General features: G+C 50.1%; 15 protein-coding genes. 14 read left to right on the top strand and 1 reads right to left on the bottom strand.

What is annotated here, in order from left to right; genetic code table 11:
* The first annotated feature begins 116 nt into the window (after positions 1-116).
* From fsa to ON063_RS07205, 6 genes are all read left to right on the top strand, one after another.
* Positions 117-767, top strand: a complete 651-nt coding sequence (gene fsa, locus ON063_RS07230; RefSeq protein WP_274664684.1) for a fructose-6-phosphate aldolase — start codon at positions 117-119, stop codon at positions 765-767.
* A gap of 27 nt (positions 768-794) precedes the next feature.
* Positions 795-2,051, top strand: a complete 1,257-nt coding sequence (murA, locus tag ON063_RS07225) for a UDP-N-acetylglucosamine 1-carboxyvinyltransferase (protein ID WP_274664683.1) — start codon at positions 795-797, stop codon at positions 2,049-2,051.
* Positions 2,052-2,065: 14 nt separating this feature from the next.
* Positions 2,066-3,037 carry a class II fructose-bisphosphatase gene (gene glpX / locus ON063_RS07220; protein WP_074035838.1) on the top strand — a complete coding sequence of 324 codons (972 nt, stop codon included), beginning with the start codon at positions 2,066-2,068 and terminating at the stop codon, positions 3,035-3,037.
* An 80-nt stretch (positions 3,038-3,117) separates the two neighbouring features.
* Positions 3,118-4,044, top strand: a complete 927-nt coding sequence (locus ON063_RS07215) for an ATP-binding cassette domain-containing protein (RefSeq protein WP_214744597.1) — start codon at positions 3,118-3,120, stop codon at positions 4,042-4,044.
* Positions 4,034-4,804 carry an ABC transporter permease gene (locus tag ON063_RS07210; protein ID WP_012727390.1) on the top strand — a complete coding sequence of 257 codons (771 nt, stop codon included), beginning with the start codon at positions 4,034-4,036 and terminating at the stop codon, positions 4,802-4,804. Before ON063_RS07215 ends, ON063_RS07210 begins: the two co-directional genes overlap by 11 nt.
* Positions 4,805-4,816: 12 nt before the next feature.
* Entirely contained in the window at positions 4,817-5,302 is a 486-nt protein-coding gene (locus tag ON063_RS07205) for a DUF421 domain-containing protein (RefSeq protein WP_274664682.1), read from the top strand.
* Positions 5,303-5,399: 97 nt separating this feature from the next.
* Here ON063_RS07205 and ON063_RS07200 read toward each other — a convergent pair whose 3' ends face one another.
* The gene (locus tag ON063_RS07200) at positions 5,400-6,101 is read right to left on the bottom strand and encodes a C40 family peptidase (protein ID WP_274664681.1); all 702 of its coding nucleotides are present in this window, start codon (positions 6,099-6,101) and stop codon (positions 5,400-5,402) included.
* A 385-nt stretch (positions 6,102-6,486) separates the two neighbouring features.
* On the opposite strand from ON063_RS07200, the gene rho reads away from it, so the two are divergent.
* The 8 genes from rho (at position 6,487) to ON063_RS07160 (ending at position 13,694) form a co-directional block, all read left to right on the top strand.
* Positions 6,487-7,824, top strand: a complete 1,338-nt coding sequence (gene rho / locus ON063_RS07195) for a transcription termination factor Rho (RefSeq protein WP_271305582.1) — start codon at positions 6,487-6,489, stop codon at positions 7,822-7,824.
* 82 nt (positions 7,825-7,906) lie between these two features.
* Entirely contained in the window at positions 7,907-8,149 is a 243-nt protein-coding gene (locus ON063_RS07190; protein WP_012727387.1) for a type B 50S ribosomal protein L31, read from the top strand.
* Positions 8,150-8,248: 99 nt separating this feature from the next.
* Complete coding sequence (locus ON063_RS07185) at positions 8,249-9,472, top strand: cation:proton antiporter (protein ID WP_214744595.1); 1,224 nt, start codon at positions 8,249-8,251, stop codon at positions 9,470-9,472.
* A gap of 106 nt (positions 9,473-9,578) precedes the next feature.
* Positions 9,579-10,190 (top strand): thymidine kinase, encoded by a 612-nt coding sequence (locus ON063_RS07180; RefSeq protein WP_214694566.1) that lies wholly within the window; start codon positions 9,579-9,581, stop codon positions 10,188-10,190.
* 63 nt (positions 10,191-10,253) lie between these two features.
* Positions 10,254-11,324, top strand: coding sequence for a peptide chain release factor 1 (prfA, locus tag ON063_RS07175; RefSeq protein WP_274664680.1), 1,071 nt, complete (start codon positions 10,254-10,256; stop codon positions 11,322-11,324).
* Entirely contained in the window at positions 11,321-12,181 is an 861-nt protein-coding gene (gene prmC / locus ON063_RS07170; protein ID WP_274664679.1) for a peptide chain release factor N(5)-glutamine methyltransferase, read from the top strand. The genes prfA and prmC overlap by 4 nt, the downstream gene beginning before the upstream one ends.
* The gene (locus ON063_RS07165; protein WP_274664678.1) at positions 12,162-13,172 is read left to right on the top strand and encodes an L-threonylcarbamoyladenylate synthase; all 1,011 of its coding nucleotides are present in this window, start codon (positions 12,162-12,164) and stop codon (positions 13,170-13,172) included. Before prmC ends, ON063_RS07165 begins: the two co-directional genes overlap by 20 nt.
* Before the next feature lie 21 nt (positions 13,173-13,193).
* A complete protein-coding gene (locus ON063_RS07160) occupies positions 13,194-13,694 on the top strand; it encodes a low molecular weight protein arginine phosphatase (protein ID WP_214694549.1) in 501 nt (166 codons plus the stop codon).
* The last annotated feature ends 1 nt before the right edge of the window (position 13,695 follow it).

The raw sequence follows: 13,695 nt of genomic DNA, 5'->3' as shown, positions 1-13,695 counted from the left end.
CTTTTTGTATGTTCGACTGACATCAGGCTCTGAATCTGACAAAGGGTGTAGTAATTCACCTGTTCTTTCCTCATAATAGAGATTGTAAGCGATCACAAATTGAGGAGGAGACACATATGCGTTTTTTCATTGACACAGCAAATGTGCAAGACATCAAACAAGCTCATCAGATGGGCGTCATCGGAGGCGTGACGACGAATCCGTCGCTCGTCGCGAAAGAAGGTGTCGACTTCCATACAAGACTTCGTGAAATCTGTGAGATCGTCGGGGATCTCTCAGTCAGCGCGGAAGTTATTGCACTTGATGCAAAGGGTATGGTGGAAGAAGGAAAGGAACTTGCTGCCATCGCGCCGAATATTACGGTAAAGGTACCGATGACACCAGCGGGGATGGAAGCGGTCAAGCAGTTTAAAGAGCTCGGAATCAAAACGAACGTGACGCTCATCTTTAACGCGAACCAAGCGTTACTCGCGGCACGTGCCGGTGCTTCATATGTTTCTCCATTCATTGGACGTTTGGATGACATCGGTCAAGATGGACTCGACCTCGTCGAGACGATTGCCAACATTTTTGCAATTCATGGCATCGAGACAGAAATCATTGCGGCCTCTGTACGTCACCCGGTTCATGCGACGAAAGCCGCACTCCTCGGGGCTGATATTGCGACAGTCCCTTACAAAGTCATCGAACAGATGATGAAACATCCGCTCACAGACAAAGGCATTGAGCAGTTTTTAGCGGATTGGAACAACGCTCAATCCAAATAAGTCCGTCGTAGAAAGGTTTTGATCAGCGTGGAAATTCTCCATATCGTTGGGCAGCAAAAATTAGAAGGAATCGTTGAGATTAGCGGGGCGAAACAAAGCGCTCTCCCTTGCCTTGTGGCTGCACTTCTCACAGAAGAGTCGGTGACGATTGAAAACGTCCCGATGATTGAGGATGTAGAAGTGATGGTCAACTTGTTGAGAGAGCTAGGGGTTCGGGTCGAACGTGAGGGCGAACGGATGACCATTCATTCGAATGAAGCTGTCGCCATGCCTCTTCTCGGCTCCGAGACGCGGAAAGTCCGTGCCGCTGTCTATTTACTCGGTGTCTTCGCCGCTCGATTCGGAAAAGGGGCGGTCGGGCTACCCGGAGGATATGCGATTGGTCCACGACCGATTGATTTACACTTGAAAGCGTTGGAGCGTCTTGGCATTCATGTCGAAAATGAATCTGGACTTTATCATGTCCGGGTCGAAGAACTCGTCGGGAATCGAATTTATTTGGACTTACGGTCGTTCGGGGCAACTGTGAGTGCGATGCTTGCGGCGGTCTTGGCGAAAGGCACGACGGTCATCGAGAATGCGGCATGTGACCCTGAAGTCGTCGATGTGGCAACGATGCTCACATCGATGGGCGCACACGTGAGTGGAGCGGGTACCGATGAGATTCGTATTAAAGGAGTCGAACGTTTGCATGGGTGTACGCATACGTTAATCCCCGATCGCCTCGAGGCAGGCACGTTCATGATGTTCGGCGCGGTGTCGGGTAGTGTGACCGTGCAACCGGTCATTCCGACGCACTTAGAAGGGGTCATCCAAAAACTATTGGATTATGGTGCGGAAGTGAAAGTTGGCGAGGAGTCGGTGACGGTTACCGCCAATCAATCTTTGCCGACAGACATTCGCGTGTTCCACTATTCAGGATATCCGAGTGACTTGCAGCCGATCATGTCAGCGGCTTTGTTGAAGGCAGACGGGACGAGCGTTGTCACGGACAAATTGTATTCCCAACGATTCCGGCATATCGCCGAGATGCGCCGAATGAACGCGCAAATCACGCTAGAAGATGCGTCAGCTGTGATTCGCGGAGGAAATCAACTCGCGAACGCAGAAATGGAATGTACAGATGCGCGAAGTGCCGCGGCACTCGTTTTATCAGCACTTCAGGCGTCTGGAGAATCGACGTTACTTCATGCAGAACGGTTGAATGATTCATACGTCGACTTTGTCGGCAAATTAAAACAACTCGGTGCGCTCGTTTGGGTGGAAGATCACACCGAGGCATAAAGGGGAGATTTCGGGTGGAACGAAGTTTATCGATGGAACTGGTCCGGGTCACAGAAGCAGCAGCACTTGCTTCAGCCCGTTGGATGGGTCGCGGTTTAAAGGTCGAGGCAGATGATGCAGCGACGACGGCGATGCGTGACGTCTTTGATACGATTCCGATGAAGGGGATTGTCGTGATCGGAGAAGGCGAAATGGATGAGGCCCCGATGCTCTATATCGGAGAAAAGGTCGGGAACGGCTATGGTTCACGTCTCGATGTCGCAGTCGACCCGTTAGAAGGGACGAACATCGTGGCAACCGGTACGTGGGGGGCGCTCGCTGTTCTCGCAGTCGCCGATGCGGGAGACCTCCTTCACGCACCGGACATGTACATGGAAAAAATCGCGGTCGGACCGGAAGCTGCCGGTCTCGTCAGTCTCGACAACTCGATTGAAGAGAACATCGAGATTGTGGCGAAAGCGAAGAAGAAAAACGTGGAAGACGTCGTCGTGACAATCTTACATCGGGACCGACATGAAGAAATCATTCAGCGGGTCCGGGCGACTGGAGCGCGAATCAAGCTGATTCCAGACGGGGATGTCGCCGCAGCGATCAACACGGCCTTCCCGAAAACAGGTGTCGATTTGCTACTCGGTTCAGGTGGGGCACCGGAAGGCGTCATCGCCGCTGTCGCGATGAAGTGTCTCGGTGGAGACTTCCAAGGACGCTTGCTCCCAGAAGACGAGGCACAAAAACAACGTTGCCATGACATGGGCATCGAAGATACGGATCGAATCCTTCTACTTAATGACTTGGTAAAAGGCGAGGATTGTATCTTTGCGGCGACAGGTGTGACGGACGGTGAATTGTTACGTGGCGTCCAATTCACATCGCAAGGTGGACAAACGCATTCCGTTGTCATGCGTGCCAAGTCTGGTACCGTACGCTTTGTAGAAGGGAACCACTCCCTCACGAAGAAACCGAAAATGGTCATGAAACCCGAATAACATGGAGTCGCGGATGTGTAAGTACTTTTTTGTGATGAAATCGTATGAAAACGGGAATGGATAGTCAGGAGGTGGGGAGGATGATTGAAGTGGAAGGACTCGTGAAGACATTCAAAGATGTTCCGGCGGTGAACGATGTTTCGTTCTCCGTGAAAGAAGGAGAGATTTTTGCATTTTTAGGACCGAACGGCGCTGGTAAATCGACGACGGTGCAAATGTTGACGACGCTCGTGCGTCCGACGTCCGGAGTGGCACGGGTAAACGGATTCGATGTCGTCAAACAAGAAAAAGACGTCCGCCTGTCGATCGGGGTCGCTTTACAAGAAACCGGAATCGATAAAGTGCTGACGGGGCGTGAGCTACTCGTCTTGCAAGGACGATTGTTTAAGATGTCAAACGAGGAAGCGCGCCGTCGTGCCGATGAATTATTAGAAGTCGTCTCCCTGACAGATGCCGCAGATCGACGGAGTGGCACGTATTCAGGGGGGATGCGACGACGTCTCGACTTGGCCCTTACGCTCGTCCATCGCCCGACCGTCTTGTTTTTAGATGAGCCGACGACGGGTCTCGACCCGGCGAGTCGGATTGAGATATGGAATGAAGTGCGGCGACTGAATCAAGAGTTTGGGACGACGATTTTTTTGACGACCCAGTACTTAGAAGAAGCAGATGAACTAGCGGACCGAATTGCCATCATCAATCACGGGAAGATTGTCAGTGAAGGAACGGCTGAGGAGCTGAAACAACTCGTCGGTGGTGAGACGATTGCGATGGATTTCTCGAACGAGTCAGACGCGACGACTGCCGCCACGCTCTTTCAGACCACAGCGAACGGGAACCATGTATCGTTCGAACTGCGTGGTGTGACATTGACCGAAATCGTTCGGGCGTTAGACGAACAAGGACTACAACCTGAGCGTTTGACGGTGAAACAACCGTCGCTTGATGACGTGTTCTTACAAGTGACGGGCGAATCTTATGAAGGAGGCGAGCTTCGTGTGGACTGAGACGTGGTTATTCACGAAACGGAGTTTAGTGACGACAATCCGAAATCCGTTTTCATTTATCCCGAACTTGATCATCTCTGTCTTCTTTTTACTCGTGTATACGAGCGGACTATCGAGCGTGGCGTCCCTTCCTCAGTTTGAAGGAAGCGACTACTTGAACTTCATCTTACCCGTATCGATCGTTTCGGGTGCGGTCGGTGGAGCAGGGGGGACGGGACAAGCCCTTGTCCGTGATATCGAGAGTGGGTATTTTGCGAGGTTATTATTGACTCCCGCGACCCGGACAGCAATCGTGCTCGGACCAATGATTGCTGGAATGTTGCAACTGCTTGTTCAAACGCTACTCATCTTTGCGGTCGCGTTTCTTCTCGGGCTCACGATTCCTGTCGGGGCGGTCGGATTCTTCTTTACCGTACTTCTCGCCATCGGGTTTGGTCTTGGATTTGCGGGCTATTCCGTTGGTGTAGCGCTAAAAACACGGAATGCACAAGCGGCGCAGGCAGGTACGCTTTTGTTCTTCCCTCTCATTTTCTTATCGACGACGTTCGTTCCGAAAGAATTGATTGAGGCGGAGTGGCTGAAAGTCGCGGCGACATTTAATCCGACCACGTACATTTTTGAAGGGATGCGGGCCGTATTGACCCAACCGGAGATTGACTGGGGGGCTCTATCGGCAGGACTTGCGGTCGCTGGTACGATGAGTGTGCTCATGATCGTCTTTGCGGCGACGAATGCGAGAGGGGCACTAAAACAAAAATAAGGGAGGAGTTGGATGCAAGAACTTTCGACGATGATTCGGATTGTTTTGACAGGGGTGGGTGCGTATATATCAATTATTTTGATGTTGCGTATTTCTGGTAAACGAACGTTAGCTAAAATGAATGCATTTGATTTTATCGTGACGGTGGCGATGGGTTCTATATTAGCGACTACGTTAACGAGTCAACAAACGTCATTGCTTGCAGGGTTAACGGCATTTGGAACGCTAGTCATCTTACAGTATATGTTGGCGAAATTGTCCAGACGATTTACAATGGTAAATCGAATGATTAAATCGGAACCGACGTTACTGTTTTATAGAGGGAATTATTTGCAAGAATATTTAAAGAAAGAACGAATATTAGAAATGGAAGTCATTCAAGCGATTCGTGCGAGTGGAACTCCTTTAGAACAAGTTGAGGCGGTTGTGTTAGAGACGGATGGGACGTTCTCGGTACTAAAGGATTCTCAGGATGTGATGGAACATGTAACTAAATAAAAAACGAGCTCGGTACTAAAGGATTCTCAGGATGTGATGGAACATGTAACTAAATAAAAAACGACTCGGTTCCAATGAACCGAGTCGTGATGTTGTATTAAAGGTATGATCCAGCGCCAACGTAACGTGGTGCCCAGTATCCAGAAGTGAAGCTCGCGTATTTCACGCCGCCTGTTTCTGAGTTGATCATTTGTGTTTTGCTAAGCGCCATCCCGACGTGGTGAATCGTCCCACCTGAGTGTGAGAAGAAGACGAGGTCGCCAGCTTGAATCGATGACTTCGAAATTTTCTTCGCGCTTGAATATTGCTGACGTGAAGAACGTGGGAGTGTTTTGCCGATTGCTTTTTTGTAAACATGTCCAGTATAGCCTGAGCAGTCAAATCCAGCAGTCGTTGTTCCACCGTAACGGTAAGGTGTACCGAGGTACTTTTTCGATTCAGCAACGAGTTTCGCACGTGTGCTTGACGATGACGTTGAAACTGTCGTCGTTGTTGAAGTTGATGTTCTCGGCTTCAAGTACGTGTACGTTGAAGAAGCTGAGATGTAACGGTGTGTACCTTTGTAGTTGATCTTATAAAACGAACCGGATTTACCAAGGTATGTATAGCGTTGACCTTTATCCATCTTCGCGACAACTTTCGATGACGTAAGTGACGGGGCAGTGCGGATGTTCAAGCCGTTGACTTTCGAGTAAGCGAACGTGCCGGTAGCGGCTTCTGCTTGTTCACCAGTTGAGAACATGAGACCCGAGAAAGCAACAGTAGCAGCGACGACGATAGATGCAATACGCTTTAACATTGTGTAATTCCCTCCGTTTTTAAAATCAAATCGTTATTATATGACAAAATCGAGTAATATTTTAATAGTTGAGCACAAGTTGCGAGTATTACCCGGTTTCCTGTGCAAATAAACTATATCATGCGCAAGACCGATGGCATTTTTCAATCACAAGTCAAAAAAGTGTTTTCTTGTAACAGAAATGAAACAATATGTGGATATAGTACTTATTTTGTTACAAAACCATCTATTATTGTGTAAGGATTTGCACAAGAGGGAAACCGTTAGACAAAAGGTGATTTTTGCACGGTGACGACACGGAGAAAATGTGATTAGATGATGACAGAACAAAAATAATCAAGTTGAATACTTCTTGTAATGAAATGTAGAAAGATAGGTGACTTGAATGAGTCAACAGACAGAACCGACAAAAAATTACACGCTTCGTGAACTCGAGACGAAGACGTTAAAAGAATTATATGAGATCGCCAAAGAAGTCAAAGTTCCAAACTTCCGAGAAGCACGGAAACGTGAGCTCATGTTCCGGATTTTGAAATCTCAGGCCGAATCAAAAGATTTATACTTCCTCGAAGGTATTCTAGAAATCATTCCACCGAATCCTCAGTCGCAAAATGACGGCGGATTTGGCTTCCTCCGACCAATCAATTACTCTCAATCTTCAGAAGACATTTACATCGCTGCTTCACAAATTCGTCGTTTCAACCTCCGAAATGGGGACCTCGTGACGGGGAAAGTCCGCAAACCGAAAGAGAACGAACGATTCCAAGGGTTGTTGAGTGTAGAGGCGGTCAACGGGGAGTCGACGGACTCGACGCGGTCACGCGATTACTTCCCGGCACTTACGCCGATCTATCCGGAACAACAGATGGTGCTTGAGACAGAGCCGAAACATCTTTCTGTACGTGTCATGGATATGATTGCCCCTGTCGGATTCGGACAACGTGGATTGGTTGTCGCGCCACCGAAAGCGGGGAAAACTTCGCTCTTAAAAGAGATTGCGAACTCGATCACGACGAATCATCCGAACGTCGAATTGATCATTCTATTAATCGATGAGCGACCAGAGGAAGTGACCGACATCCAACGTTCTGTACCGGATGCGGACGTGGCCTTCTCGACATTTGATGAGACACCGGAAAACCATGCGCGCATTTCAGAACTCGTCCTCGAACGGGCGATGCGTCTCGTGGAACATAAGAAAGACGTGGTCATCTTACTTGATTCCATCACACGATTGACGCGTGCGTATAACCTATCCGTTCCGCCGAGCGGACGGACGCTCTCTGGAGGGATTGACCCGGCAGCGTTCCACAAACCGAAAAAATTCTTCGGGGCAGCCCGAAATATCGAAGACGGAGGTAGCTTGACGATTCTTGCGACCGCACTCGTCGATACCGGTTCACGAATGGATGACGTCATCTATGAGGAATTCAAAGGAACGGGGAACATGGAACTCCACCTGGATCGGAAATTGGCGGAACGCCGTATCTTCCCGGCAATCGATATTCGTCGTTCGGGGACGCGGAAAGAAGAGTTGTTACTCGGCAAGGACGAACTCGACTCGCTATGGACGATTCGCCGCACGATGAACGAGTCTCCAGACTTCGTCGAACACTTCTTACGCCGTGTCCGCGAGACGAAAACGAACCTCGACTTTTTCGCTGCGCTAGAGGCGGATAAGAAAAAAAGACGACCGGTGAAAAAAACGAAAACAGACTTGTAAATCCTATAGTAGGGTGATATTATATTCTAGTGAACTTTCTCTAGGTTGAAAGAATACTTAGGGCCGAAGGAGTTGAAAAGCAATGAAACAAGGAATCCACCCAGAATACCGTAAAGTCGTATTCATGGACTCGACGACAGAATTCAAATTCATCACTGGTTCAACTCGTTACTCTAACGAGACAATCACGATGGAAGATGGAAACGAGTACCCACTCATCCGTGTCGATGTATCTTCTGATTCGCACCCGTTCTACACAGGTCGCCAGAAATTCGCATCTGCAGATGGTCGTATCGAGCGCTTCAACAAGAAATACCAACGTTAATCGTAAAGTTGTATGCTCACCGCCTAGGGATTGCCCTTGGCGGTTTTTTGTTACATAGACGCGGGTAAAGAGACAAAAGACTGTCGTTAGGGGGCCGTTATGGAACTTATACTCATCAGTATCAGCTTGTTAATCGGGGTCGGCATCATGTCACAATGGTTGGCATGGCGTTATCAAATTCCGGCAATTATCATTATGACACTCGCCGGGGTGTTGGCAGGTCCGATTCTTGGGCTGTTTGATCCGCGTGAACTACTAGGGGATTTATATAGTCCCATCATTTCGTTTGCGGTCGCTATCATCTTATTCGAAGGAAGTCTCGGGCTTCACTTTAGCGAGATCAATCAATTCCGACGGTCAATCGTCCGCATCGTCACGGTCGGAGTCGCGCTGTCGTTCGTCGGAATGTCGCTACTCATCCAGCACGTCGGAGGATTGCATTGGGTCGTCGCGTGGACGATGGGTGCACTCTTCGTCGTGACAGGACCAACCGTCGTCATCCCGCTATTACGACAAGCACACTTGAAAGATCGCGTCGGGGCGATTTTGAAGTGGGAAGGGATTATCGTCGATCCGGTCGGGGCACTGCTCGGACTCTTTGTCGTCCGACTCGGATACATCGTATATGAAGGAATGGACTTATGGATGCAGCTCTTGTTTGCCGGTGCTTGTATTGTCGGGATCGGACTCGGGTATTTGTTCGGGCATCTCCTCATGGGATGGTTTGTCGCGGAGAAAGTACCTCGTTACCTGCGTGCCTCGGTCACATTGACGGCCGTCCTCATCTTGTTCTCACTCAGTGAACTCATGATGCACGAAGTCGGTCTTCTCGCCGTGACGGCGATGGGGATGACGATGGCCAATACGAAACATCGGGACGAAGAGATTATCGAAGAACTGCAATCGTTTAAAGAAGACATTTCAATTTTGCTTATTTCGTCTGTCTTCATCTTATTGACGGCGTCGCTTTCTCGGGCAGAGCTCTTAAATATCTTCCAATGGCCGCTGCTCTTGACGATCGCCGGGATTCTCTTCTTGGTTCGTCCGGTGGCGATTTACTTGTCGACAATCGGTGGGGGGTTGCCGCTAGCGGAGCGAGGCTTTATCGGCTGGATTGCACCACGCGGAATTGTCGCGATGACGGTCGCTGGATTCTTTGCTGAAGAAGTCGCGCATCTCGGGATTGACGATGCGAAGCAAATGTTGCCGCTCACGCTCGGACTCGTCTTCATTTCCGTAACATTACACGGTCTTACGATTCGTCCGCTCGCACGTAAATTGAAATTAATTGATGTGCAAAAAGAAGCGAAAGCCGACGAGTAAAGGACGGATTCGCTTCTAAGAGAATTTGGAAGAAGTCAACCCTTTTCCTCAACTCGAAAGATAGGTATAATCGGAAAGCGATTATCGATGGAGAGGGCGAAGAACAATGATGCATGTGACGAACCGATACGGTTGGATTGAAGTGATTTGTGGGAGTATGTTTTCAGGGAAGTCGGAGGAATTGATTCGCCGTGTCCGCCGCGCTCACTATGGAAAGATTCCGGTCCAAGTGTTCAAACCAGCAATCGACGACCGGTATCATGAAGAGAACGTCGTCTCACATACGGGCAACTCGGTCGTGGCGGTACCCGTCGCGTCGAGCCAAGACTTATACGATGCCGTGCGCGAAGAAACGCAAGTCATCGCGATTGATGAGGTACAGTTCTTTGATGAAGGGATTGTCGATGTCATCGAACAGCTCGCGAACGAGGACAAACGCGTCATCTGTGCCGGACTCGATATGGACTTCCGGGGTGAGCCGTTCACGATGATGCCTGAGCTGTTGTCGCGTGCGGAGTTTGTGACGAAACTGCAAGCGATCTGCTTGTCATGTGGCGCACCGGCTTCACGGACGCAACGCTTGATTGACGGACAACCGGCTCGTTATGAAGATCCGGTCATCTTGGTCGGCGCTTCGGAGTCGTACGAACCGCGATGCCGTCATTGCCATGACGTACCGAATAAACCACATCCGGTCCGCCATACGGTGGTAGACTGATGAATCGACGTTTTTTTGCTATAATAGATAGAGTTTGATTTGACGGAGAAAGGACGGATCATCATGTTTGACCGTTTAAGTGTATTAGAAGATCGCTATATGCAATTGAATGAAATGCTCGCCGACCCAGAAGTGCTCAGCGACTCGACGAAGTTGAGACAATATTCGAAAGAACAGGCGCAGTTAGAAGAGACGGTACAGATGTATCGTCAATATAAAGAAAAGAGCGAGGCGTTCAAAGAAGCGAAGGCAATGCTCGAAGACCGAACGTTCGACGCCGACATGCGCGAGCTTGCTAAAGAAGAGATGAACCTCTTGGAGCCGGAAGTGAAAGAGTTAGAAGCGAAGTTGCGGATTTTGTTGCTCCCGAAAGACCCGAACGATGATAAGAACGTCATCGTCGAAGTCCGGGGTGCGGCAGGAGGAGACGAAGCAGCCCTTTTTGCAGGTGACCTCTATAAGATGTACACGCGCTTCGCCGAGCGGCAAAACTGGAAAGTTGAACTGATTGACGCGAACTATACGGAGCTCGGTGGGTTCAAAGAAGTCACGTTCATGATCAACGGGGCAGGTGCTTACTCGAAGCTCAAGTTTGAAAACGGCGCGCATCGTGTACAACGTGTCCCGTCGACGGAGTCAGGTGGACGGATTCATACGTCTACGGCGACGGTTGCCGTCTTACCTGAAGCGGAAGATGTCGAGGTGCACATCGATATGAAAGACGTACGTGTCGATACGTTCACTTCGTCAGGTCCAGGGGGACAGTCTGTTAACACGACGCAGTCTGCTGTTCGTTTGACACACATCCCGTCAGGTCTCGTCGTCTCGTGTCAGGATGAGAAGTCACAGCATAAAAACAAAGACAAAGCGATGAAAGTGCTTCGGGCACGCCTATATGACAAAATGCAAAGCGAGCATATGGAAGAACTGTCGGCACAGCGGAAATCTGCTGTCGGGACAGGGGACCGCTCTGAACGGATTCGCACGTATAACTTCCCACAAAGTCGTGTCACCGATCACCGTATCGGACTGACACTCCAAAAGTTAGATCGTGTATTAGCGGGTGAACTCGAGGACATCATTGACGCCCTCATCATGGATGAACAGGCACGTCTCATGGAGGATGCGGAATGATGCGTGTCGCTGCGCTACTTAAGCAGACAGAAGAGCGGCTTCAAGAGGCCGGGCGTGACCGTGCGGCTGCCGAATGGTGGCTCATGCACGTACTCGATGTCGACCGAACGGGTCTCCTCGTTCGATTGTCGGATGAACTATCCGCGGATGAAGCGGAACGGTTCGAAGCTGGAATCGAACGTCTATTGACTGGAGAACCCGTACAACACGTGATCGGACAGGCACCGTTTTATGGCCGCTTGTTCGAAGTGAATCGGGACGTCTTGATCCCGAGACCGGAAACAGAAGAGTTGATTGACTGGCTTCTCGGGCAAATTCGTCACATAGCAGACGATGAGATCGTGGATGTCGGAACAGGGAGCGGAGCGATTGCGATCACGCTCAGTTTAGAATTCGGTGTTCGGGTACAGACGGTCGATATTTCCCCGGAAGCGATTGCGGTCGCGAAACGGAATGCGGAAGCGCTCGGTGCGAATGTTCGCTTTTTTGAAGGGAACGGGCTCGCCCCGATTGCCGATCAATCGATTCGAATTCTCGTCTCGAACCCACCATATATTGAGGCAGACGTTCTATTAGATGAGACGGTTGTTGGTTATGAACCGCATCTCGCACTCTTTGGCGGAGCGGATGGGCTCGATATGTATCGCCAACTGATTTCAGAGTCAGTGCGCGTCTTACGTGCCGATTGGCAATTGATTGCGTTTGAAATCGGGTATAACCAAGGACAAGATGTGAAATCATTACTGTCTGAACGTTATCCTGAAGCAGAAACGGGTATTTTAAAAGATATAAACGGCAAGGACCGTATCGTCTATGCCGTAAGGGAAGGGATTGCGTATGGAAACGAAATGGATTAAATCGAATGAGATTGAAGAGGGGGTACGTCTTCTTCAAGCGGGTGAAATCATCGCCATGCCGACAGAAACCGTCTATGGTCTCGCCGGGGACGCCATGAATGATGTGGCGATTCGCAAGATTTTTGAGGCGAAAGGGCGTCCGTCGGATAACCCACTCATCGTCCATATCGCTTCAATCGAACAAACGAATCTGTTTGTCGATACGATTCCTCCCGTTGCCAAGCGCTTGATGGATGCGTTTTGGCCAGGCGCTTTGACGATCATCTTGCCTTCAAACGGCCGAGCCTCATCGCTCGTGACCGCAGGACTGGATTCCATCGGACTTCGGATGCCGAATCATTCGGCGGCACTTGAGTTGATTCGCGAGTCAGGCTTAGGACTTGCGGCACCAAGTGCGAACCGTTCCGGGCGTCCGTCTCCAACGACCGCTCAACATGTGGCTGACGATTTGGCCGGGCGGATTTCGGGGATTGTCGATGGAGGACCAACTGGAATCGGCGTCGAGTCAACCGTCATCGATTGTACGGGTGAAACGGTGACGATTTTACGACCGGGTGGCGTGACGCGAGAAGAAATCGAAGCTGTCATCGGACCGGTCGCCTTAGATGCCAATTTGAGTGACGACAAAGCCGCACCACGATCACCGGGAATGAAATACACGCATTATGCCCCAACGGCGCCCGTCTTTTTAGTCGATGGTACACGTGATGATTTACAACGTGTCATTGAGGAGCGGAAGCAAGCAGGGTTGCGGATCGGTGCACTCGTATTCGATGAAGAGCCGACAATGGCTGATGTCACCTATTCCCTCGGTACTTCGATGGAAATGGCGGCGCAACGTTTATACGATGCCCTTCGTCGATTTGATGAAACGGATGTCGATGAGATTTATGTGAACAAGATTGAACCGGTCGGGGTCGCCTTAGCCGTTTATAACCGCTTGTATAAAGCGGCGGGAGGGAAGGTCATTCACCCGACGCAAGACGCCTAAAGACATAGAGGAGGACACGCGATGTCAATGAAACGCGTATTATTCATATGTAGTGGCAACACGTGCCGAAGCCCGATGGCGATGGCCTTGCTCCGTTCGAAAATGACCGGGGACGAGTTTGATATTCGCTCAGCCGGTCTACGGACAATGCAAGGATTCGATGCTTCTGAAAATGCACTGCAAGTTCTCAGAGAACGTGGGATTGAGCTCGATCACGTCACCCAGACGTTCGATGAGGTGTTGGGAAATTGGGCGGACATCATCTTGACGATGACACGTGCGCACCGTGAACAAATTCGGGATACATACCCGGATTTGGCGGAGCGGACGTACACGCTCTACGAATTCGTGACAGGGCTTGAGCGAGACATCAACGACCCGTTCGGCGGTTCGATGAATGTATACCGTCAAGTGCGAAACGAACTCGAGCCACTCGTGAATCGACTTGTGCTAAAATTAACGAATGATGGGTCAAAGGTGACGAAACCACCGAGACGCCTACCAAAGAAGACGGGGGAATGAA

Origin of the sequence: Exiguobacterium sp. B2(2022) (genome assembly GCF_028823655.1) — a bacterium.
Lineage (GTDB): Bacteria > Bacillota > Bacilli > Exiguobacteriales > Exiguobacteriaceae > Exiguobacterium > Exiguobacterium aestuarii_A.
The sequence above is the reverse complement of the archived record's forward strand: the minus strand, read 5'-3'. Positions and strand labels throughout refer to the sequence as shown.

Bases quoted from the DNA above. Each gene is read 5' to 3' on its own strand.
- fsa (WP_274664684.1), top strand. From the start codon at position 117: ATGCGTTTTTTCATTGACACAGCAAATGTGCAAGACATCAAACAAGCT.
- ON063_RS07215 (WP_214744597.1), top strand. From the start codon at position 3,118: ATGATTGAAGTGGAAGGACTCGTGAAGACATTCAAAGATGTTCCGGCG.
- ON063_RS07205 (WP_274664682.1), top strand. From the start codon at position 4,817: ATGCAAGAACTTTCGACGATGATTCGGATTGTTTTGACAGGGGTGGGT.
- ON063_RS07200 (WP_274664681.1), bottom strand. From the start codon at position 6,101: ATGTTAAAGCGTATTGCATCTATCGTCGTCGCTGCTACTGTTGCTTTC.
- rho (WP_271305582.1), top strand. From the start codon at position 6,487: ATGAGTCAACAGACAGAACCGACAAAAAATTACACGCTTCGTGAACTC.
- ON063_RS07190 (WP_012727387.1), top strand. From the start codon at position 7,907: ATGAAACAAGGAATCCACCCAGAATACCGTAAAGTCGTATTCATGGAC.
- ON063_RS07185 (WP_214744595.1), top strand. From the start codon at position 8,249: ATGGAACTTATACTCATCAGTATCAGCTTGTTAATCGGGGTCGGCATC.
- ON063_RS07180 (WP_214694566.1), top strand. From the start codon at position 9,579: ATGATGCATGTGACGAACCGATACGGTTGGATTGAAGTGATTTGTGGG.
- prfA (WP_274664680.1), top strand. From the start codon at position 10,254: ATGTTTGACCGTTTAAGTGTATTAGAAGATCGCTATATGCAATTGAAT.
- prmC (WP_274664679.1), top strand. From the start codon at position 11,321: ATGATGCGTGTCGCTGCGCTACTTAAGCAGACAGAAGAGCGGCTTCAA.
- ON063_RS07165 (WP_274664678.1), top strand. From the start codon at position 12,162: ATGGAAACGAAATGGATTAAATCGAATGAGATTGAAGAGGGGGTACGT.
- ON063_RS07160 (WP_214694549.1), top strand. From the start codon at position 13,194: ATGTCAATGAAACGCGTATTATTCATATGTAGTGGCAACACGTGCCGA.